This is a genomic window from Sediminicola sp. 1XM1-17 (genome assembly GCF_037203765.1).
Lineage (GTDB): Bacteria > Bacteroidota > Bacteroidia > Flavobacteriales > Flavobacteriaceae > Sediminicola.
Genome location: NZ_JBBCAS010000008.1, coordinates 179,638 through 201,771, shown reverse-complemented (window position 1 = coordinate 201,771; position 22,134 = coordinate 179,638). Strand labels below are relative to the sequence as shown.

Below are 22,134 nucleotides of genomic sequence, written 5' to 3'. Positions count from 1 at the left end.
CATTGGGATTCTCCAAATCCTGTCCCCGAGTTTCAAAACGAAGTTTTGGAGAGCGAGGGGAAACAAAAAAAGTGGGTACCGTTAGGCATCACTTTTGTATTTTCAGTGAGGGTACATTGGGATTCTGTAAATGCTTTTTATGGCTACTGCTATAAAATAGGATGGGTAAATCACCTATACTGCTATATTTGCAAAAAAATAATCAATGTCCTTTAATCCTTTTTTTAAAAATAGTGTCTATATCACAGAATTAAAAGCATTATAGGACTTAAGCTTAATACAATATTTAAAATGAGAATGACAACGGGACTAAGGATGAGGATCATCCACCGCTATTTGGGATTTTTTCTAGCCGGAATCATGGCGATGTATGCCATAAGTGGAATCATAATGATTTATCGAAATACCGATTTTCTAAAACACGATGTTGTTGTAGAAAAGGAATTGAAACAGAACTTATCGCCAGAACAACTAGGTTCAGAATTAAAAATAAAGGGATTCAAACTTCAAAAGACCGAGGGGAATACCATCTATTTTGAAAAGGGTAATTATAACATGCAGACCGGGGTAGCCACCTATACCAAAAAGGAACTTCCCATGATCTTGGATAAAATGGAACACTTGCACAAAGCCACTACCAACAGTCCGGTATATTGGTTGAATATCTTTTTTGGGGTCTCTTTATTGTTCTTTGTGATTTCCGCATTTTGGATGTTTATGCCCAAAACCACAGTTTTTAAAAAGGGAGTTCTCTTTTCGTTAGCCGGTATTGTGGTAACGTTGATCTTGTTGTTTGTTTGATCATAAGCGGATTATAAAATAAAAGCATACATTCACTTCAAGTATATTTGAAAAGCAAAGAGCGGTGCATTCTACCGCTCTTTGCTTTTATATTAATGGTAATGCACAGCGATTTGGGCCAATTGGCCTACAATCTTAACGGAATCCTTCATGGATAGTTTGGATCCATCGGCGTGTATCCACCTTTTTAAAGGTTGTTCACAGATCATTTGCTGTACATTTTCTTTGCCGTAATATTTTCTCATCCGCATAAAGATCTCCACATCGAACAGCCAACGGGTAATAAACTTTTTGTTGAACATGTTGGAAGCAATTTCCCTGTCCATGATCTTGGCACCACATTGGGTATCCTTGAAGGGCATTCCCAAGATCTTTTGAATGATCAAGTTAATGGTCAAACTAATGAATTTACGGGCAGATTCCTTGGTAATATTTGCTCCCATCCGACTGATTCGGGAACCACTGACAATTTTAAAATCGGATTGTTCTATAGTTTGCACCAATTCATCAAAATCCCTGAAATCGGTGGATAGATCGGCATCTAAAAAGCCTATATAATCAAACTGTCGATCTTTGGATAAATGTAGGATGCCTTGACGTACAGCCTCTGCTTTACCACCATTCTTCTTACAATTATAAATACTGATCGTATGCTCATTGCCTTTGCGCAATTCTTCCAAAACCTCAAGAGTTCCATCGGTACTTCCATCATTTACAAAACACAGATGATATCCAAGATTTTTATTTGCAAAATCCTGAAATTCGCTACTGGATAAACGATCTTCCTCATTGTAACACGGGATGACTACCCCTACACAATACTTTTGTAACATTTGGGTATGTTGCTCCTTCTTATCGCAAACAAGTTCGGAAGCATGTCCTAAAATTCGGGTAACTCTTGCTACCACTTCGTCAAGGCTGACCGGTTTCTTCATATAATCGTCTATCCCCATTTCAAATCCGTCGACAATCGTTTTTTCGTTGGTATTTCCGGACATGACCAATATGGGTGTATTGGATCTTTTATGGATTCGGATATGTTTTACGACTTCCAAGCCGGAGGTTCCGGGCATATTAATGTCCACAATCACCAAATCTGGGTGGTAATTGTCAAATAGGTCTATTCCAAGTTGACCACTGATAGCGGTCTTGACCAAGAATCCTTCTTCGGAAAGTCTTTTCTCTACAGATAGTAGGATCAGTTGCTGATCATCGATGGCTAAAATTTTCATAGGTTAAGTATTAAATTTTATTACTGGGTTGATTAAAATCATTTGGTTGGAATGATTTCTAAAGCAAAACTACGGACAACTCTCCTCTAAATGGAGTGTAAAAAGGTCAGTTGCGCTTTACTGTAGATGAATGGTTTCTCTCGTTCGATGGCTGATAATCAAGGAATATCACAATATATCTACCTTTATACTGTTATTATTTTTGTACGATTTCATCAGATGCATAGAACCAATATTTTACTCATTGTCGCCTTGTTCTTTGGCATTGCCTTCCATGGTTCTAGTATATTTTTCACTTTGGAGTATACCTATGATGCGCTGATTCATTTATTCTTTGCAGACCATTATGCCAACAGTTGGTTTGAACCTTGGGATTACCGCTGGTATACTGGGTTTACTGTACAGGCATATCCTCCGCTAGTGCATCAAGCCATTGCCTTGCTTTCCTTTGTGGGTGGACTCAAATTTGGGATGTTTACCGTAGCCCTTCTGGGAATCATACTTTTTATAACTGGAGCGTACCGTTTTGGGCTTTTGATTACGGGAAATAGAAAGGTGGCAGGTTACACGGCATTGCTGGCCGTCTTTTCCTCTACCTTTGTGGAAACCCTACATATATTTGGGCAATTGCCCAGTATCATCGGTCTATCTGTGCTGTTACATGCCTTGCCCGAGATCTACTCTTGGATAAAGACCGGGAAAATTAAATATCTGGCTACCAGTCTTTCCCTAATTGCCGTAACCGTTACTTCCCATCATGTTACTCCCATCTTTGGAATGGTATTTTTTGTCTTTCCGCTCATAGGAATGGTAATCATAGATGCGGCCAAGGATGAAGTGACAACCATGAAGGCCATTACATTTAAGGTGTTTTTTAAAACCTTTAAAAAGCTTTTTTTTCGTATTGTGGGGTTTGGTTTTTCTTCCCTTGTTTTAATCGTCATATGTATTCTGCCCTACTGGATCAATTCCAAAAAGAATCCCATTACCCAAGTACCTATTCCCCATGGCTCACGGGATAATTTTCTGGAAATCACATCCTCGGGATTGGTGTTTTTTATGATACCCTGGGGCATACTCTTATTTTTGCTCCCCTATATATTTTATAGGTATTACAGTAAACGCTATTTGTTTTTTGGACTTTCCATTTCCCTATTGACCCTTTTGGGGACCGGGGGCACCACGCCTATACCTTTAAAGCTACTTGGGAAAACAGCTTTCAATATTCTTACGCTGGACCGATTTACCTTATGGGCAACCATAATGGCCTTACCCATTTTTGCGGAATTTGCCCATCGGATGGTGGAAGGTGACCTAAAAAAAAGAATTCAAGATCGGTTTGGAGCGGTCTATCATAGGATTATAGGGGGCTTTTTGGCAGGAGGTATCCTGTTCATGGTCATTTTTACCATGAGTTTGGGTTATTTTAGGCCTTCCCAACCGGACAAGATCAATATGCTTCCTATCGTCAATTTTTTGAATCAGGATCAGCATGACCAGTGGCGCTATCTGCCTTTGGGGTTTGGAGACCAGATCGCGTGGCTATCTGCACAGACCAAGGCGATGACCGTGGATGGGAATTACCATTCCGGCCGCAGATTACCTGAATTGACAACACGTGCCATTGAGCGGTTGGAAAATTCCAAATTTAGAGGGGTGGAAGGTATTGGATCCTTGCAACAATTTTTGACGGTACCGGAAAAGTACAATCTCAAGTATATTTTTTCCAATGATAAGTTTTACGATCCCATTCTATATTTCTGTGGTTGGCAACGATTGCAGCAATTGGAAAATGGTATCATGGTTTGGGAAAAACTGAATGTTCCACCCCTGGCAAAGACCTTGTCCAAGGAAGAGGTAAATACCTATCTTAAAATTATGTGGGGCATTATTCCAATACTCACGGTACTATTGGCCTTTATTATCAATATACAATGGGGGTGGTACAGAATTTTAAAATCTAAGGCTACCACATCACCACTTTATCTGAAGTATGCTGTTTCTTATGAGGGGTTCAATAATCGATTGATTACCATCAACCATATCTGGGCTGGTTTGGTACTTCTTGCTTTGTCCTACGGAGGGTACGAATTCTATTTCAAGAACAATGCACAAATTTCACCATCCAATGTTATCAAAGCATATTACGACGCCTTGGACTTTAAGGAATTTGAACGCGCCCATACCTATCTAAACCCGAAAAGTGAAGTTTCACTATCCCAGTATATGTTGGAGGTATCTGTGACGGATGGTATTTTGAGTTCCTATGCCAAACTAGATTCCATCGGAATCACCATATTGGCGCAGACCAAAAGCAGTGCAAGAGTGAAAGTTAGCACCCAATGGATCACCCCCTTGGAGAAGGTAGAAAGGTCATATTTTCATGACATTGTCAAATCGGACGGAAAATGGTATATAGAACCATCGGGCTTTGACAATGACCTTCCTCCAGATCAATTGATCACCACCAACGGTACCATGTTCTATAATCATGGAAGAAGAAGGGTCACTACCCAACAGACGCACCATGAGGATGTACTGCAACAGCCTGTTTTGGAAATACTATCTGCGAAATTGGTAAAACTACATGGCAGGTATAGTATTGTGGGAGAATTGCAGAATATAGACAATGTACCAGCCGATGTGGTAATCAAAGGAACCCTCTATAATGATAACTATAAAGAATTGGCTTCTTATAATGCAAAATATCATATGAAGCACAAACTAATGCCCAAGGAGACCACGATTTTTAAAATCAATTTTGAAGGAATCGCATGGTCTTCCACCAAAGACACCATTCCACCAACTTTTGATCCGGATGAGTTTACCCCTGTCCATTTAGAGGATCAACCCACCAAATTTAATTTACAATGTGCCGGTAATGTTGCCAATACAGATTTATATAAACAGGTATCCCTGCAACAATTGAATTTCGGAGAGAATCATATAAAGGGAGTTTTGTTTAATTCGGGAGCACAAGAGGTAACTATTCCCCAATTATTGGTCTCTTATTATGATAATAATAAGGAGCTTTTATGGGTAGACCATATGTTTTTGACCGACGGGGTAAGAATACAACGAAAGCAGTATTTTGATTACCGCCCCGTGCAACTTAAGAATATAGTGGTAATCAATAGTAATTTGGATAATTGTTTTGTGAACGGACTCCCAAATGCTGCGGTATCAGCGAAATTATTTCCTGATCGTATTCAGGGGCACGGGGGGGAGCAGTTGCAGAAATATGCTGGAAAAGGATACCAATTTTTGAAATTTGATCTTAATAATTATATAGGAAACCCAAAATAAATTGATACGAATCGCCTACATAATATTTTTTGTTCTTGTCATGCAAGGATGCTCCGATTCAAAAAATGGGGTGATTCCCAATGATGGACCCATAACCCTCGTTACCCCAGAAGATCATTTTATTGTAGGGCAGCCTATGGTCCTGAAATTCGAAACCTTGGAAAATGGGGGTACGCTTTTAATGATTGCGAATGCCTTGGGTACTGCAACCGTAGATCCCGTTTTGAACAAGAATGGTTTGGAATTTCATATCCCAAGTCCATTTGCCCAAAAAGCTGGACGCTGTAAATGGAAATTGTTAAGGAACCAAGAGATTGTGGTTTCTGGGAAGTTTCATATTATCCCGCAGGATGATTCCATAACAAGGATGGAGACCTATCTAGGGCCTAGAAGCATATCGGCAGGGGAAGCAGACAAGACGATGTTGGTCGTGGCACCAACAGATAGGTATGACAACCCACTAGCAGATGGCACCCCGATATCCGTAAAGCATATTTTTGGGGAAAGCCTCAAGGAGGAGGACCTACAAATAACAAACCTCATAGGATGGACCAATATTAGTGCTCCTAAAAAGGCCGGAAGGATACTTTCCATGGCATCCCATAACAATTTCAGCTCCAAAGAACTGACAACTATCGTATACCCGGGAAAGGCCACAGATTTTACCATTGATTTTCAAAGTGATCATACTTATGCAGATGGCAACCAGGTCATAACCTTTTCAACCTCGGGGATATTGGATGACCATGGAAACCTGGTAAGTGATGGTACTTTGGTCAACTTTATTGTGGAAAATAAAGACGGGGTATTGTTGAGAACCATGGGCACTACCATTGATGGTGTCGCCAAAGGCAAGCTTCTTCACCCTTCCAAAAAAGACACATGGACCATTACCGCATATATTACCGGAGCGGCAAAGGGGACTCCTATTACAGTAGATTTCAATGCTGCAGTAACTGCATATGAGGTGAATTATGACCATGATAAACGAACCGTAATTGTAGGTCCCATACAAAGTTTTATGGGGCAGAAAATTCCAGATGGCCTAGAAATCGACCTATCCGTTTACAATGCCCAAGGAATTTTGGTGGAAAACAAACAAACAACTTCTAAAAATGGAATAGGTGCATTTTTTCTTGATCCCAATTATGTTGTCAACGGGAAATATAAGATCGCAGTCCAGACAGCGGGCATCGAACAAATCCAAACTTTTGAAATACAATGAAAAAGGAATGGAATAAAAATATTCTTCGGGCAGGATTGATCTTGTCCTTTTTGGCCATCAATGCCTTACTCTTGTTTGGTATCAGTTCGGTATTTTCCTATCTCAATACTGGCGCTGATAGGTCTGCAATGCTGCATTTAGGGTCACCTATAAACGAGGTTTACCTACCCCAAATACAATGGGAAAACAATGATAATTTAGGACGACCCATGGAGGAACGGACTTTGCAGAAAATCCAAAAGGACTATTTGAGCGCTTGGCATGTTCACAATCTGGCCTTGATGAACAACGAACACTATGGGATCCCGGACTATTATACCGATAGTATCCGTGAGAAAATATATAAGATCATAGACCTTAACAAAGCTAGCAATACCCATATTGAAAAAACCACGGTGGCACACCATCCAAAATTAGAATTTTATAGCGCTGATGGAACCTTGGTGGTTTTTACGGACAGTAATGTAGTTTCCTTCAATCGGGTATTTAAAGACAAAAGGATGGTCATAGAGCATACGGATACCAGTTCATACAAAATAATGATGCTCTTGGAAGATGGATTTTGGAGGATTAGACACATGGTGGCATTTCAAGAACCAACAAAAAATGATCTTAATTCGGATGATGCGTCATTGAAAGAGGTTTCTGAAATACCCATGATCAATGGGGTGAATTACTATCCCAAGGATAGCCCATGGACCATGTTCGAGGATACTTTTGACGAAGCTATAATAGATAGGGATTTTGGGGTCCTACAAAAAATGGGACTGAATACAGTTCGGATTTTTGTGCCTTATGAAGATTTTGGAAGTGCAAAAGTGGATGCACAAAAATTGGCCAGGTTAAAAAGGACGTTGGACTTGGCAGAAAGGCAAAATCTTAAGGTCATAGTGACGCTTTTTGATTTTTATGGAGATTACAACATTCATGATTGGACCCTTACCCATAGGCATGCGGAGCACATTGTACATGGTTTAAAGGATCATGCAGCCCTCTTGGCCTGGGACATTAAAAATGAACCCGATCTGGATTTCGAATCCCGGGGCAGGACGGAAGTATTGGCATGGTTGGAACAATTGTTGATACTAGTTCAGCAATGGGATAAGAACCATCCGGTGACCATAGGCTGGTCCAGTCCAGAGACGGCAGCAAACTTGTCCCAACAGGTAGATTTTGTTTCCTTTCATTATTATAGGGAAGCTGCCCAATTCAAAAGTGCTTTAGACCTATTGCGCAATGCTGTGCCGGATAAGTCATTGGTACTGCAGGAATATGGTTATTCTTCATACGATGGTATTTGGAATGCCTATCTAGGATCTGTCAACGAACAGGGGAATTATTATGAACAGATGCAAACCATTTTGAGAAAGGAAAAGATTCCCTATTTGTTTTGGACCATGTATGATTTTGAAGAAGTTCCAACTGCGGTAGTGGGTTCATTGCCATGGCGGAAGGAACGACAAAAATATTTTGGGTTTTTGGACACCAATGGCAAACCCAAAGCTGCTTTTAGACATCTTGATCAAAATGGCGAAGTAGGGCAGGACCTAAAATAAAAGGGGGCACGGTTAACCAGACCTACCCCCTTTCGCACTTAACCTGAATAAAAAACGTTTATACTTTTTCTTTTTCGTGTTCCAATACTTCGGATAGCTCCAATGGCAATCCCGCAGCTTTTGTTTGTTGTATGGCCTTAAAATAGTCCACGTACATTTTTGTAATGGTAGACATAGGCAAGGAACAGGCCGCTTTGTAATTGGTTTGGGATAAATGGATCCTATGGTCATCATTTATCAAAATGCCTTCTATAGCATCAGCAAGTGACGCTACGCTTTCAGGTTCAAAGAATTCTCCTAGATATCCTTCCTCTTGGACAAGAATGCTGAGATCTCCCAAATTAGGAAGGGCTACAGCCTTTCCATAGCTCCCAGCCTGGTGCAATACCCCGGAGCTTCCGGTAGTGGAAGTGTATGGAAATACAACCACACTACTTTCAGCAAAAATTGTGGGAACATCTTCCTCGGCCACATAACCCGTAAAGCGCAATTGGGGGATATGGCAGTACTTTTGTTTGACCGCTGCCAAATAACCAGGAGTATTGGGGCTGTCCGTACCTGCAATTACAATTTCAATGTCTTCTTGGGTACGTTTTCGTATCAGTTCCACAGCTTCTATTAAGATCTCTACCTTTTTGTAGGTGCCAAACTTGCCGAAGGCCATAACCTGCTTGGGGCCTTTTGGGATGGAATAGTCTGGTTCTGGGGGCGTTTCAAAGGCGCCATGGGGAATTAAGGCAATATTTCTAGACTTGTATATGTTTTCCAATATCCCAACATATTTACTAATAGTGACGGCAACAATATCTGACGCTAGAACAAATCTGGTCAAGGTAGTACCAATAAAGTTGTAGGCCTTTTGCAACCACTTATTTTTGGTTATTCCTGCATTTTCCAAATCTACCTGCTCCATGATATTATGCAGTAAGGAAATGGTAGGGATGCCTTTAAGTTTACACATCATTGGTAATAATAGGCCCAACGCCGCCGGTACTTTTTTATCCCCAAATTTTAAAAATTGCAGGTTGAACAATACCGCATCTGGCTTTGTACTGTTAATAGCGGTATTGATGTGGAATAGGCTTTTATAATTGTTGAAACTCCAACATTCCTTGACAGTAATTTTACATCCTGCTTCTTTAAAGTTGAGGTCTTTTTCTTCCTCGGTCCTATCGGTTAACAAGATGATCTCGGTGACTTCTTCTTGGAGTCTGAAATGTTTTACAAGGTGATATCCATATTCCGTTAAAGTTACTTTACTCGGTGGATAGGCGGTTACAATTGCTAATTTCATATGGTTAAGTTTTATTTGGTTAATATTCTAATACAAATATCTGGCTAACTTCCTTGTTTTATTGGCCCTTTAAGATGGTTGGGAGATTACTGTAGACGAATGGAAATTAACTTCCGTTAAGGGATTTTTAATGGAGATACTCAATTCCATAAGGCATAAAAAAGCCTGAAACCTATGGGGCGGGGTTCCAGGCTACACCTAATTAGGCAAGAACATAAGTAGGTAACTTAAATCAGTTTTTTCTGTGTAAAATAAATCAACTGCGCCACCAACAAGGTCACCATGGCTATGATTTGTACCTGAACCACCATTTCTAAGCTGGTATGGTAGAAAATCACAAGGAATATTTGGGAAAGTCCCAATAAGCCGGACAATAGCACGGGGGTATAATGATCCAATGACAAAAAATAATATGCAAAAATGTTGGAGATGGCAAAGAGGGATGTGGCAAATGCATATTGCCATAACAATCCGGCCATGGAAATATAGGCCTCTCCAAACATTAGGGAAATTATCAATTCCGGAAATAGATAACATACAGATACAATACCCAAGGATAAAAGGCTTATGTAGCCCACGTACTTAAAAAGTATGGGAGAGGTTGGCTGTCCGTCTTTTTCCTTCTGCACCACAGTTGGCAGAAGCAACATTACGAACATCCAAGCAACAAAGTAGACCACTCTACCAATTAGAGCTAAGGAGGCATACAGTCCGGCATCCATTTCATTGAAATAATGTTTTACCAAGAGGATATCACTGTTGTTGATGATGATCTGGGTAAACTCATAACATGCTGTCAAAACTATGAATTGGGAAACCCGTTTGGCGTTTTCAGGATGAAGGGTAATGGAGCTTTTTAAGGAGATCCCTTTGAAATTGGAAGGGATCAAACCAAACAAAAAGGAAATGGTAATTCCCAGGGCGACAATAAGTGCAGGCTCCAGTGGAACAAATAGGAGCAGGCCCAAGGTCAACAGTAATCGGCTCCACATTTCGGTCTGGTAGGTGAGGGATAGTTTGTGGAAATCTTGATGACCCTGAAAAGTACCCCTCCCAACACTCATAAAGAAGTAAATAGGTATCCCAATGCCAAAAGCAATGAACATATTTGGAGTGCTGGTATTAAAGAATAGCTGTAGTTCCTCCGAAAAGATCAACAATGCTATACCTATAAAAAAACCAAATAGTAGTGCATATCTGTACATCAGGTTCCTAAAGTTGGTCCACTCTTGATCTGAAAAAATGACAGCAAATTTAGTGGTTGCCAATTGAAAGGTCAAACCCAAAAAAGAGAGGATCAATAAGAGGGTCACCAGAAGGGCAGCGTCGGCAAATGCCTCTGGCCCCAAAAGTCGGCCCAATATTAAATTGTAGATATAATTGCCGCCGTTTACCAAAAGGACGCTGCCCATAAATAGTTGTTCAGGGGAAATTTTTTTAAGTACAAGTTTAAAGGTGGTCATGGGAATCTTTTTTATTCGGTTTTATGATCCAAATATCTCAAGATTGTCCCTTTTTCAGAGGCCCATATAGGTCAGTGGTAGTTTGCTGTAGATGAATGGACAATATCATACTTCCGGTTTGGGAATGACTGTCTTAACTTTATAAAACCAAAATCAAACTATTGGAAACAGGTGGAAACAGCATTGTTTTAACAGTAGAAAACCAGCTTAACCTATGAAGTATCTTAACCAAATTTTCTTGACCCTAATTCTTTTTCACTTTATACCTGTATTCTCCCAAGAACCTATGGATATAGGATTCAATCATTTGGAGCAAGGGAGGTTTGAAGAAGCGGAAACTTTTTTTGCATCCTATTTGTTGGATCATCCGGATAATAAAACAGCAAAAATATGCTATGGGCGCGCTGTAGGTCTTAATGGTGAACCCCAAAGAGCTTCCCAACTTTTTGCTGACCTCCTATATGCTTTTCCCAATGATTTCGAAGTTCAGATCAATTACAACGAGTCATTGCTTTGGGGCAAACAATTCCAAGCGGCAAAACCACTCTATAAGGTATTGGTGGATGAAAATCCAAACAATTTTGCTGCCATCTTGGGTTATGCCAATACCCTGAGTAATTTAAAAGAATTTGAAGATGCCTTGAAATGGATCAATAAGGCAATTGCCTTGCAACCAATAAATGAGAGTGCCAAAATTTCCAGGAAGTACATCCAATTGGGTTATGCCAATACGTTGGTTAATCTTCAGGATTATTCCAGTGGCTTGGCCCTGTTGGAGGAGATATTTCTGGATTTTCCAGAGGACAAGGATGCGCTGTTAAATCTGGCCAATGTGCACCTGATCACCAAGGATGTGGCACAGGCCAGGGCCATTTACCAACGATATGCCACAACACCGAGAGATTCTGTTACGGCCTTGAATGGAATTGCTTTGGCAGCACATACGGGAGAAAATGATAAGGAGGCATTAAAACTTAGCTATAGGGCTTTGGAAAGGGTGAAATCCCTAAAGGATTCCATATTGACAGAACGTACTTTGGAAAGGCATGTACAGGCACTGATATGGAACAGCAAGTACAGATTGGCAAAAAATGAGTTAGACACGCTGGTGCAACAGTATGGAAAACCAATATGGGTCTTGGCATTAAAAGCAACTTTGAGCATGTATACCGCTGATTTTAAAAGCACCCTTGTCCTGTATGATAGCATTTTGAAAAAGGATAGTACTTCCTTTGATGGGAACTTGGGAAAGGCTAATGCTCTTTTTGCCAGTGATCTGATTCCACAAGCCTACGACGCCGCTTTTAAAACGCTTGATATTTATGACAACCAGAAAGATGCCCTTGGTTTTGTTGAAAAACTCAATATACAACACTCGCCAACCCTAGAGGAACACGTGGCCTATACCTTTGACAATGGAAATAATATTGCCTTTGCCAATAATACGCTTATACACCTGCCATTGTCTACCAAATTTAAGACCAACGTATCCTATCAGTACCGTACTGCTGAAAATACGGCGACTCGAACTAAGGCAAATTCACATGTATTACTGGCCGGATTTCAATATAAACTATTTCCAAAAGTCAATTTAAAATCGGTTTTTGGCCTTAACAATTCCCGCTTTATGGAAGAGGCCTATACGCAACCTGTTTTGGACCTAAAACTTCAATTGAAACCCTTTAAACTTCATAATGTGGAATTGGGTTACCAACGGGAGGTACAAAATTTTAATGCCGATCTAATAGAAAGGGAAATTGTTATGAACCATTATGGCATTACCTATAACCTTGGGACCAACGTTGATTTTGGATGGTATACACAATTGATGCACACACAACAGACCGATAGCAATACCAGAAACCTATTGTTCACCTCCTTGTACTATAATGTGCTGCGAAAACCGGCTTTAAAATTGGGATTGAATTATCAGTATATCACTTTTAAAGATCAGGTGCCTACCATTTATTTTAGCCCAGAAAAGTATCAAGCGGTGGAACTATTTGCAGATCTGAGAGGTAAAATTTCCGAAAAGACCGGTTATATGGTCAGTGCGGCATCGGGCTTACAAAAGGTGGAAGATGATGAACAAAGTGCCATATTCCGGGCTGAAACAGCCATGGACCATCAGTTTTCGAAAAGATGGAGTGCACGCGTTTATGCCAAATACAGCAATATTGCCTCAGCTACCGCCGCAGGCTTTGAGTTTACAGAAATAGGGCTAAAGATTAAATGGCTCATTACAAAAAAGCCCTTGTTCTTTAAAAAGATTATGGAGTAGGGGATTTGTACGCTCCCAATTTTGTGGTCTTGTCGGCTGTTACAACAGATTTAATCTGCGCATTAATTCCGGTCTGTTCGAACGACTAATGGGTACCACGTTTTTTTCAATCAATACACTGTTGTCCTCTATATCAATGATTTTTGTAAAATTGATGATATAGGACCTATGGATCTGTAGGAACAATTCATCAGGTAATTTTTCCTTGATTTTCTTTAAGGTATTATGTACGCGGTGGAGTTCTTTTTCTGTTTTCACTTCTATATAGTCACCTTTGGCCTCTATCAATAAAATTTCATCAAATTTAAGTTTTATCAGTCTCCTGTCTATATTGATGTACAGTTCGTCCCCAACGGATGTCTTTGAAGTGTTGGGGGCAATTTTTGGTTGCTGGGTCAAGGAGTTTTTGACTTTCTTGATCGATTTTTCAAAACGATCCTGGGCAATTGGCTTTACGAGGTAATCTACGATGGATTCATATTCATAAGCCTCAATGGCAAAGTTGGTATCCGAGGTGGTCAATACTATTTTAGGAGGGTTTTTTAAGGTCTGTACAAAATCAAATCCAGTGAAACCAGGCATATGGATATCCAAAAAAATGACATCTACCGTTTGTTGGTTCAAAAATTTAATGGCTTCAATGGCGCTGGAAAACTCATCGATCACATCCAAATCGGGAATTGTGGAGCAAAGCTGATTCACTATAAGCCTTGCCGTTGCCTCGTCGTCTACAATAATACAATTCATGGTCAGATGTTTTTTATAAAATCTTCTATATTTTTTAATATCAAATTAAATTCTTGCTCCAGTCTGGTATCGGCATTGAGCAGGTCCTCTTCGTACTGTACCGCTAGCCTGTATGATTTTTCAAGGCCAAGAATATTCAGTTTGTGTTTCAACTTATGTACAATTTCCGAGGTTTCCTTATATCGCCTATCTCTTACATAACCTAGGTATTCCCTAAATTCCAACGGAAATTCTGCCTTTATTATTGCTATAAATTTTTCTTCAAAGGCTTTGTCTTCTCCTGAGAGTTTCTTTATGTAAATTAAATTGGGCTGTTCCGTCATACTATTTTTTTAGGGTAAAATGAAAAGTGGAACCTTTACCGACTGTACTTTCCAACCAGATTTGTCCTTCATAGAGGTCAATTATTTTTTTGACAATGGAAAGGCCAATTCCTGTGGATCGTTCCCCATCACTTACAGATTGGAAGATCTTGAATATTTTTTCATGATATTCCTTGGCGATGCCCACCCCGTTATCCTTAATGCTGATCTGCCAATGGGTTGGCGTTTCTTCAGAACTGATTTCCACCAAACCTTCTTCAACTTCTATATGGACCACTGCGTTGGAAATTATATTTTGAAAGAGTTGGTGTATTTTGGTCCGATCCGCATTGATGGTAGGCAGCGGGTTCATAATCAAAACATGTACATTTTCCGGAATATAGATTACCTCCCTTATCTCTTGTACGATCATATTTAAGTCTACCTGACCACTTTCCAGTTTATCACCGGTAATACTGGAATATTTTAAGATACCATCAATTAGTTTGTCCATGGATTCTATTTTTTCCTGCATCATTAGTAGGTTATAGATTCCATTATCATCCAATACATCCTTATAATCCTCGTTCATCCAAGTAGCTAAGGCACTAATACTCCTCAAGGGCGATTTAAGGTCGTGGGAAACAATATGGGCATATTCCTGTAGCCCCTGGTTACTGGATTCCAATTCCTTTAAAAGTTTTTCTTTCTGTAACTGTAATTGCTTCTGGTCGGTAATGTCCAAGTGTATGCCTATGGATCCCACCACATTCTTCATATCATCGTATCTGGGCGCACCACTGATGAGCCAAAATCTGGGATGCCCATCTTTGTGGGCAACCTCAATTTCATAAGAATCTGAATGCCCATTTAAACGTTTACGACCCTTTTTCTCAATAATTGAGCTATCCTTGACCTTGAGAATATCCACGGCTTTTTGGCCCAAGAGTTCCTTTTTCGTAAAACCGCACATATCGCAGAAACTATGGTTGACCATTTGAATGATATCATTGTTGTCCACTTCTATCATGCCTAGGTTCATGTTCGCGATAATGCTGCTGTATTTCTCCTTTTGAATTTCTAAATTCTTTTTGTAATTCCTACTAATAGTAACGTCTTGGTAGGTCCATAATTGGCCTTTATACTTTCCGTTACTGAAAATTGGGATATAATCACGCTCCAAAATCCGACCATCCTTCATTTCAAGTATATCGGAAAGCACCACTTTTTTTTCGGCCAACAACTGGTCGATTCGGGAAATAAAGTCGTTTTGATTTTTGAAATATTTTGCGTTTTCCTCAGCTGCTTTGGAACAATCCAACCCCTTTAACTTTTCTGGGGAAACAGGAATATGGAACAGGTCACAGAACATTTGGTTGGTCAAGGAAATATTCCTGTTTTCATCCTCCAATAATACACCGGTCTGTAGGTTTAGGATCAGGGTGGATAACCGTTCTTCAGAAGCCTTTAGCTGTGCCTCAGCTTCCAATTCCCTGGTTATGTCCTCTACCAGGGCAACTTGGTAACCTACTTTTCCGTCTTTGTCCTTTACGGCACTCACCGTTGTTTTAGCTAAAATAAAGGAGCCATCTTTTTTGTAGTACCTTTTGACCATGGAAAACTTCTCCAGTTTTCCAGCGCTCATTTTTTTAATCATTTTATTTGACAGTGCTACATCCTCTGGGGCGGAAATATCCCCGACGGTTTGTTTTTTCAGTTCTTCTTCCGAATAGCCCAAAAGATTGGAAAAGGTTGCATTGGCCTTAATAATTTTATCCTGTACGGTAAGTACAATTCCCAACGGTGAATTTTCGACAATGATATCCAGTTGCTTTTTTTGCTGGGCCAGTAATTGTTTAATTTCTGTTTCTTGGGTGATATCCCTTAATATGCCTTGGGCGGCAATGGGTTTTTGATGCTTGTCATAGATAAGGCTGCTATTGATCTGCACATATTTTTCGGTTCCATCCTTTACAATGATTTTGGCCTTATAATTTTTTAAATGGCCAACTTCCATAAGGGATTGGAAAGACTCATATGTATATTGGGCATAATCTGGGTGTACCAATCCCCCTAAGTTCAAAGGTTCCTTTGAAGGATCATAGCCCAAAAAATCCCTGGCAGAGCTGTTCATGTTGATAACATTGAATTCCAGGTCCATCATCACGTACGGGTCAATAATATTGATGAAGACTCCGTCCAATTCGGAAGACTTTTCACTTAAAAGGGTTTCCAGGGTGTTATTGGCTTCTTTGAGGTGTTGGGCTGTATCGTAGAGCTCCTTGGATTTTTCCTCTAGTATTTTTTCAGCTTGGATACGTGCCTTTTTCTGCCTTTCCAATGCTTTTTTTAATAAAATGACCTCCTTGCTATCCATTTTGGGTGATATCAAATTTTACTTCTGTACCATTATTGTTCAAGAGTTCGTAAGCAATAACGGCACTGCTGTTAAAATGGACAAAGCATTTTTCCATAAGCCCATGGGCCAACCTATAAAGTCCCCTTGAAGAGGAATAGATCATTGAAATTGAGGTGTCTGTTTTATCTAAAATTTTAAATGTGGGAAGTTCTGCATCTGGGTATAGTTTTTTTACATGGACATGGATATGGTCCTCAATGGAATATAACAGTCCTATTGGGGAATTGTAGCTTTTGATTACTTCTGGGTGTGCCCGACCCAAACTTTCAAATAGATATAGTCCAAAAGTATAAATGAGGTCCCCTGCCGGTACAGAAATTCTTTCGCTCAACTGGGTAATCAAACTCACCATTTCATTAAAGTCATAGGTTCCCACTGAGGTATAGATCCCTTCGGAGGGCAAACTGGATTTTTCAATGATGTCATCCACTACCTCCAAACCAAATTTGGCTTCCACCATTTCTAGAAACTCTGTAAAAACAATACCTTTCATAAATTATAATTGTGTTAGGAAGGTAGGGAATTAGCCTTTTTGAAGGAAAATATTGTTGTGAAACGGCTATTTTTGTTAGGCTTTCACTAGTTCATTGATTTCCCAATACTGAAATACCTGCTTTAAACGATATTCATAATCCTCATATTTCAGTGGTTTTATAACATATCCGGCAATCCCTATCCTGTAGCATTCCAATAAATCGGTCCTATTTTCTGATGTTGTAAGAATTATGGTGGGCAGGTATTTAAACGTGTCGTCATCCTTCAGGATTTTTAGAAACTCCAAACCGCTCATCCTCGGCATATTGAGGTCTAACAATATGATGTTGGGCAAATTGTTTCCAGATCGTAAGATCCGTAATGCCTCTTCCCCATTCTTTGCCTCGGTGATCTGATGTTTGGATGGAAGCTTGGAAACCGTTCTATGGAGTTTCATGGTTTCAATGGTATCGTCCTCAATAAAAAGAATATTCATGATTCTGGTTTATTAACTTTTAAATATCCAATATATGGATTTATGAATCGGTTACCTGTAGGTGAATGGCAATTTACTGTAGGTGAGTGGTAGGTAAGTGCTGTTAAATGATATAGGTTGATTTGAAAAATCATTTTTTAAGAAAAAGGGAAGCGTATTCCTACGGTTATGGGTGCATTACATTTTATTTTGTGCCGTTTCGGATTTAAACTTTTGTTAACCAAAGCCGTAAATGTTAAATTTTTGTAACTTTGTGGCAATGATGAAAGCTAAAATTCGTCACATATTATCATTTGCAATGGCATTTTTAGTGCTGTTCTCTACCCTTTCTTTTACGGTAGATATGCATTTTTGTGGGAAACAGCTAGTTGATTTTGGGCTATACAAAAGCGCAAAGACCTGTGGCATGGCAACCATGAATACCACCATGGGTGATCAGATGGATATGGACATGGGTTGTTGTAGCGACTTCAATTTAGTACAGCAAGGCCAGGATGATTGGAAAATAAATTTGGAAAATATTTCATTCGGAAACCATTATTTCATTGCCACTTTCATTTCAAATTATATTGAATTATTTCAGGAGCTCAACAAAATAGCTCCCCCCAATGCTGAATACCCACCTCCCTTATTGGTCCAAGATGTCATTATTCTTGACCAACAGTTTCTTATTTGATTTAAAATTTAGAAGAACAGCCCTGTTACCATAGTGGCTAAATTCCTAGTATGTAACACTGGGATATTTCAATTGCTAAATTTTTATATCAAATTCCTATGCTGAACAAAAGCATCAAATTTTTTATCGATAACAAACTTGTAGCCGTATTGTTGCTCGTCCTTTTTTTGGGATGGGGAACGATCAATGCGCCTTTCAATTGGGATATTGGTTTTTTGCCCAATGACCCTGTTGCCGTGGATGCCATTCCGGATATTGGAGAAAACCAACAGATTGTTTTCACAAAATGGGAAGGACGTTCCCCCCAAGATATTGAGGACCAGATTACCTACCCGCTCACAACCTCTTTATTGGGAATCCCAGGGGTGAAGACCATTAGAAGTTCATCCATGTTTGGATTTTCGAGCATCTATATCATCTTTGAGGAAGATATTGAGTTCTATTGGAGCCGAAGCCGTATCCTGGAAAAACTGAATTCCCTACCCAACAACCTGCTGCCTGAAGGTGTAAATCCTTCCCTGGGTCCTGATGCTACAGGCTTGGGACAAATATTTTGGTACACCCTCGAGGGAAGGGATGAAAATGGAGAGGTAACCGGAGGATGGGACCTTCAGGAATTGCGAAGTGTCCAGGATTACTATGTGAAATTTGCCCTTTCTTCTGCAAGCGGGGTATCTGAAGTGGCCTCTATTGGAGGTTATGTCCAGGAATATCAAATTGATGTGAAGCCTGAGCTGATGAAGCAATACAACATTGGGCTTCAGGAAGTTGTCAAGGCCGTGAAACAGAGCAACCGCGATATAGGGGCTCAAACATTGGAAATTAACCAGGCAGAATACTTGGTAAGAGGCTTGGGCTATATTAAATCCTTGGACGATATAAAGAATGCGGTGGTAAGTTCTAATGATTATACCGCCATAAGAATCAAGGATATAGCCAATGTATCATTGGGGCCCGCTGTGCGAAGAGGTATTTTAGATAAAGAAGGAGCCGAAGTCGCGGGTGGGGTCGTCGTTGCCAGGTATGGTGCCAACCCGCTGGAGGTCATCAATAATGTTAAGAAAAAAATTGGAGAGCTTAGTGCAGGACTACCGTCAAAGAAATTAAGCGATGGGCGTACTTCCCAATTGACCATTGTGCCTTTTTACGATCGTACAGAACTCATCCAAGAAACGCTGGGAACCCTTAATGAGGCATTGACCATGGAAATATTGATCACAATTTTGGTCATTATTGTAATGGTTTTCAACCTCAGGGCTTCCATACTTATTTCTGGCTTGCTGCCCGTGGCCGTATTGATGGTGTTCATAGCCATGAAACTTTTTGGGGTGGATGCCAATATTGTGGCACTTTCAGGAATAGCAATAGCTATAGGTACCATGGTGGACGTTGGCGTAATACTCGCGGAAAATATTATTCGCCATATCGATGAGGATAAGGGGAAACTATCCATGGACGCCATAGTTTACAATGCCACAGCTGAGGTTTCAGGAGCAATCTTCACTGCAGTGATGACCACTATCATTAGCTTTCTCCCTGTATTCACATTGTTAGGTGCCGAAGGGAAACTATTTAGGCCGTTGGCATTTACCAAAACCATGGCATTGACTGCATCAATAATTATCGCCTTGTTTTTGATTCCCCCTTTTGCAGCTTATTTATTTAGAAAGAGGAACTATAAAATCAACTTTAGATATATCATCAATGTGGCATTAATCGCGGTGGGATTGGGAGCCATTATTATGGGATTTTGGCTCGGTTTACTTTTAATTGCATTTGGAATAGTGGGAGTCCTGCTTTTAAAAGATTTTGTCACAGATAAAAGGGGCAATCTTATCAATATCATCATCTCAGTACTGGCCATAGTAATCCTTTTATCCGCATATTGGCGACCTCTTGGTTTTGATCGGAGCATTTTCATGAACTTTCTTTTTGTAGGGGTGATTTGTTTTGGATTGTTGGGAGTATTCTATGTTTTTCAACAATATTATTCCAGAATACTTGCATGGGCCTTACAGAATAGGCTACTCTTTTTATTGATTCCTATCTCCGTTTTGATTTTTGGGATTTGGGTAATGAGAAATACCGGAAAAGAATTTATGCCGGCCCTTAATGAAGGAACGTTTCTTTTGATGCCCACCTCACTTCCCCATTCTGGTGTTGCTGAGAACAAACGTGTCCTGCAACAATTGGATATGGCCGTGGCCAGTATTCCGGAAGTGCAAACTGTTGTGGGGAAAGCAGGAAGAACAGAATCAGCCTTGGATCCCGCTCCCTTATCCATGTATGAAAACATCATTCAATATAAACCTGAATACCTATTGAATAAGGATGGGAAACGGCAACGCTTTAAAGTTGACAATGAAGAGCGTTTCCTAACCAAAGATGGAGGATATGTGGTTAATCCAAATTTGGTAAAAGAAAGAACTGAAAACACCAACACTGCGGGTGCTGTAGCATTTTATGAGGTGACTTCAGAAAACCTAGTTCCTGATTCCTCTGGGGAATACTACCGTAATTGGCGACCTGAAATCCAATCTCCAGACGATATCTGGAACGAAATTGTCAAGGTAACGCGACTGCCAGGAGTTACTTCTGCGCCCAAACTACAGCCAATCGAGACCAGGTTGGTAATGTTACAGACAGGAATGCGAGCGCCTATGGGTATCAAAGTAAAGGGACAGGACTTAAAGCAGATCGAGGCTTTTGGTCTCCAATTGGAGAGCATCCTTAAAGAAGCTGAAGGGGTAAAGGATGAGGCCGTTTTTGCCGATAGGATCGTGGGAAAGCCTTATCTACTGATTGATATCAACCGAGATCAGTTGGCACGATATGGCATTTTGATCGAGGATGTACAGCGCGTACTGGAAGTCGCCGTTGGGGGAATGTCCCTGACACAAACTGTAGAGGGGAGGGAACGATATGGGGTGCGGGTACGCTATCCCAGGGAATTACGTGAAAACCCTGAGGATCTCAAGAATATCTATGTGCCAGTTGCCAGTGGGGCACAGGTTCCTTTGAGCGAATTGGTAACAATACGATATGAAAAAGGGCCGCAAGTCATTAAAAGTGAGGATACTTTTCTTGTGGGTTATGTGCTATTTGATAAATTGGACGGTTTTGCCGAGGTCAATGTCGTAGAGAACGCCCAAGCCCTTATTGAGCAAAAGATAGCCGCAGGAGAATTGATAGTTCCCAAGGGCATCAGTTATCGTTTTACAGGGACCTATGAAAACCAGTTAAGGGCTGAAAAAACATTGTCCATTGTGGTGCCTCTGGCTTTAGTGATTATATTTCTGATCCTATATTTCCAATTCCGATCGGTTACTACATCTTTAATGGTCTTTACAGGAATCACTGTAGCTTTCGCAGGCGGATTTATTATGCTGTGGTTGTACGGCCAAGATTGGTTTTTCAACTTCGATTTTTTCGGGGAAAACCTACGGGACTTGTTCAATATGAAAACAATTAATCTCAGTGTAGCTGTATGGGTGGGATTTATTGCCCTATTCGGAATTGCTACAGATGACGGGGTAGTCATGGCAACCTATTTGACCCAGACCTTCGAAAAAGAAAATCCGTCGACCATTAAAGAAATAAGAGCAGCTACTTTGGAAGCGGCCCAAAAACGAATTCGTCCCTGTTTGATGACCACGGTGACCACCATCTTGGCACTCCTGCCGGTATTGACATCCACGGGCAAGGGAAGCGATATCATGATTCCTATGGCAATTCCTATTTTCGGGGGAATGATCATAGATATAACCTCATATTTCATTGTACCGGTACTTTTTAGTTGGCGACAAGAAATTTCTAATAGAAAATCAGCAAAGTTGCTGCAAAATCAAGCTACAATTTAAGA

General features: G+C 40.2%; 15 protein-coding genes. 7 read left to right on the top strand and 8 right to left on the bottom strand.

Annotated features, from left to right (window positions below; translation table 11 throughout):
- The first annotated feature begins 291 nt into the window (after window positions 1–291).
- Window positions 292–801, top strand: coding sequence for a hypothetical protein (locus tag WAA86_RS13285; protein ID WP_337301505.1), 510 nt, complete (start codon window positions 292–294; stop codon window positions 799–801).
- A 92-nt stretch (window positions 802–893) separates the two neighbouring features.
- On the opposite strand, the gene WAA86_RS13280 is transcribed toward WAA86_RS13285, so the two are convergent.
- Window positions 894–2,033: a response regulator gene (locus WAA86_RS13280; RefSeq protein ID WP_337301504.1), complete on the bottom strand. Its 1,140-nt coding sequence runs from the start codon at window positions 2,031–2,033 to the stop codon at window positions 894–896.
- Between the two features lie 219 nt (window positions 2,034–2,252).
- Between WAA86_RS13280 and WAA86_RS13275 the strand changes: the two genes are divergently transcribed.
- Genes WAA86_RS13275 through WAA86_RS13265 form a run of 3 tightly spaced genes read left to right on the top strand, consistent with a single transcriptional unit; the run spans window position 2,253 to window position 8,120 of the window.
- Window positions 2,253–5,339, top strand: coding sequence for a hypothetical protein (locus WAA86_RS13275; RefSeq protein WP_337301503.1), 3,087 nt, complete (start codon window positions 2,253–2,255; stop codon window positions 5,337–5,339).
- Between the two features lie 40 nt (window positions 5,340–5,379).
- Window positions 5,380–6,564, top strand: coding sequence for a hypothetical protein (locus WAA86_RS13270; RefSeq protein WP_337301502.1), 1,185 nt, complete (start codon window positions 5,380–5,382; stop codon window positions 6,562–6,564).
- Window positions 6,561–8,120, top strand: a complete 1,560-nt coding sequence (locus WAA86_RS13265; RefSeq protein WP_337301501.1) for a cellulase family glycosylhydrolase — start codon at window positions 6,561–6,563, stop codon at window positions 8,118–8,120. The genes WAA86_RS13270 and WAA86_RS13265 overlap by 4 nt, the downstream gene beginning before the upstream one ends.
- A 58-nt stretch (window positions 8,121–8,178) precedes the next feature.
- Here WAA86_RS13265 and WAA86_RS13260 read toward each other — a convergent pair whose 3' ends face one another.
- Together WAA86_RS13260 and WAA86_RS13255 are read right to left on the bottom strand one after the other, a co-directional pair.
- The gene (locus WAA86_RS13260) at window positions 8,179–9,414 is read right to left on the bottom strand and encodes a glycosyltransferase (protein WP_337301500.1); all 1,236 of its coding nucleotides are present in this window, start codon (window positions 9,412–9,414) and stop codon (window positions 8,179–8,181) included.
- Between the two features lie 227 nt (window positions 9,415–9,641).
- Window positions 9,642–10,877, bottom strand: coding sequence for an oligosaccharide flippase family protein (locus WAA86_RS13255; RefSeq protein ID WP_337301499.1), 1,236 nt, complete (start codon window positions 10,875–10,877; stop codon window positions 9,642–9,644).
- Window positions 10,878–11,091: 214 nt separating this feature from the next.
- Here WAA86_RS13255 and WAA86_RS13250 point away from each other — a divergent pair, with 214 nt between their 5' ends.
- Window positions 11,092–13,158 (top strand): tetratricopeptide repeat protein, encoded by a 2,067-nt coding sequence (locus WAA86_RS13250; protein WP_337301498.1) that lies wholly within the window; start codon window positions 11,092–11,094, stop codon window positions 13,156–13,158.
- A gap of 39 nt (window positions 13,159–13,197) precedes the next feature.
- Here the strand turns inward: WAA86_RS13250 and WAA86_RS13245 are convergent, their stop codons facing one another.
- The 5 genes from WAA86_RS13245 to WAA86_RS13225 all read right to left on the bottom strand — a co-directional run bounded on the left by WAA86_RS13245 (window position 13,198) and on the right by WAA86_RS13225 (window position 17,596).
- Window positions 13,198–13,905, bottom strand: a complete 708-nt coding sequence (locus WAA86_RS13245; protein ID WP_337301497.1) for a LytR/AlgR family response regulator transcription factor — start codon at window positions 13,903–13,905, stop codon at window positions 13,198–13,200.
- Between the two features lie 2 nt (window positions 13,906–13,907).
- Window positions 13,908–14,228: an Hpt domain-containing protein gene (locus tag WAA86_RS13240; RefSeq protein ID WP_337301496.1), complete on the bottom strand. Its 321-nt coding sequence runs from the start codon at window positions 14,226–14,228 to the stop codon at window positions 13,908–13,910.
- Between the two features lies 1 nt (window position 14,229).
- Entirely contained in the window at window positions 14,230–16,584 is a 2,355-nt protein-coding gene (locus tag WAA86_RS13235) for a PAS domain S-box protein (RefSeq protein ID WP_337301495.1), read from the bottom strand.
- Complete coding sequence (locus WAA86_RS13230) at window positions 16,577–17,119, bottom strand: heme NO-binding domain-containing protein (RefSeq protein ID WP_337301494.1); 543 nt, start codon at window positions 17,117–17,119, stop codon at window positions 16,577–16,579. The genes WAA86_RS13235 and WAA86_RS13230 overlap by 8 nt, the downstream gene beginning before the upstream one ends.
- A gap of 75 nt (window positions 17,120–17,194) precedes the next feature.
- Window positions 17,195–17,596, bottom strand: coding sequence for a response regulator (locus tag WAA86_RS13225; protein ID WP_337301493.1), 402 nt, complete (start codon window positions 17,594–17,596; stop codon window positions 17,195–17,197).
- A 259-nt stretch (window positions 17,597–17,855) separates the two neighbouring features.
- Here WAA86_RS13225 and WAA86_RS13220 point away from each other — a divergent pair, with 259 nt between their 5' ends.
- The gene (locus WAA86_RS13220; protein ID WP_337301492.1) at window positions 17,856–18,272 is read left to right on the top strand and encodes an HYC_CC_PP family protein; all 417 of its coding nucleotides are present in this window, start codon (window positions 17,856–17,858) and stop codon (window positions 18,270–18,272) included.
- 98 nt (window positions 18,273–18,370) lie between these two features.
- Window positions 18,371–22,132 carry an efflux RND transporter permease subunit gene (locus WAA86_RS13215; protein WP_337301491.1) on the top strand — a complete coding sequence of 1,254 codons (3,762 nt, stop codon included), beginning with the start codon at window positions 18,371–18,373 and terminating at the stop codon, window positions 22,130–22,132.
- Window positions 22,133–22,134: the final 2 nt, after the last annotated feature.

What these genes read in the sequence shown, in the direction of transcription:
- WAA86_RS13285 (WP_337301505.1), top strand. Translation starts at nt 292, where the DNA reads ATGAGAATGACAACGGGACTAAGGATGAGGATCATCCACCGCTATTTG.
- WAA86_RS13280 (WP_337301504.1), bottom strand. Translation starts at nt 2,033, where the DNA reads ATGAAAATTTTAGCCATCGATGATCAGCAACTGATCCTACTATCTGTA.
- WAA86_RS13275 (WP_337301503.1), top strand. Translation starts at nt 2,253, where the DNA reads ATGCATAGAACCAATATTTTACTCATTGTCGCCTTGTTCTTTGGCATT.
- WAA86_RS13270 (WP_337301502.1), top strand. Translation starts at nt 5,380, where the DNA reads ATGCAAGGATGCTCCGATTCAAAAAATGGGGTGATTCCCAATGATGGA.
- WAA86_RS13265 (WP_337301501.1), top strand. Translation starts at nt 6,561, where the DNA reads ATGAAAAAGGAATGGAATAAAAATATTCTTCGGGCAGGATTGATCTTG.
- WAA86_RS13260 (WP_337301500.1), bottom strand. Translation starts at nt 9,414, where the DNA reads ATGAAATTAGCAATTGTAACCGCCTATCCACCGAGTAAAGTAACTTTA.
- WAA86_RS13255 (WP_337301499.1), bottom strand. Translation starts at nt 10,877, where the DNA reads ATGACCACCTTTAAACTTGTACTTAAAAAAATTTCCCCTGAACAACTA.
- WAA86_RS13250 (WP_337301498.1), top strand. Translation starts at nt 11,092, where the DNA reads ATGAAGTATCTTAACCAAATTTTCTTGACCCTAATTCTTTTTCACTTT.
- WAA86_RS13245 (WP_337301497.1), bottom strand. Translation starts at nt 13,905, where the DNA reads ATGAATTGTATTATTGTAGACGACGAGGCAACGGCAAGGCTTATAGTG.
- WAA86_RS13240 (WP_337301496.1), bottom strand. Translation starts at nt 14,228, where the DNA reads ATGACGGAACAGCCCAATTTAATTTACATAAAGAAACTCTCAGGAGAA.
- WAA86_RS13235 (WP_337301495.1), bottom strand. Translation starts at nt 16,584, where the DNA reads ATGGATAGCAAGGAGGTCATTTTATTAAAAAAAGCATTGGAAAGGCAG.
- WAA86_RS13230 (WP_337301494.1), bottom strand. Translation starts at nt 17,119, where the DNA reads ATGAAAGGTATTGTTTTTACAGAGTTTCTAGAAATGGTGGAAGCCAAA.
- WAA86_RS13225 (WP_337301493.1), bottom strand. Translation starts at nt 17,596, where the DNA reads ATGAATATTCTTTTTATTGAGGACGATACCATTGAAACCATGAAACTC.
- WAA86_RS13220 (WP_337301492.1), top strand. Translation starts at nt 17,856, where the DNA reads ATGATGAAAGCTAAAATTCGTCACATATTATCATTTGCAATGGCATTT.
- WAA86_RS13215 (WP_337301491.1), top strand. Translation starts at nt 18,371, where the DNA reads ATGCTGAACAAAAGCATCAAATTTTTTATCGATAACAAACTTGTAGCC.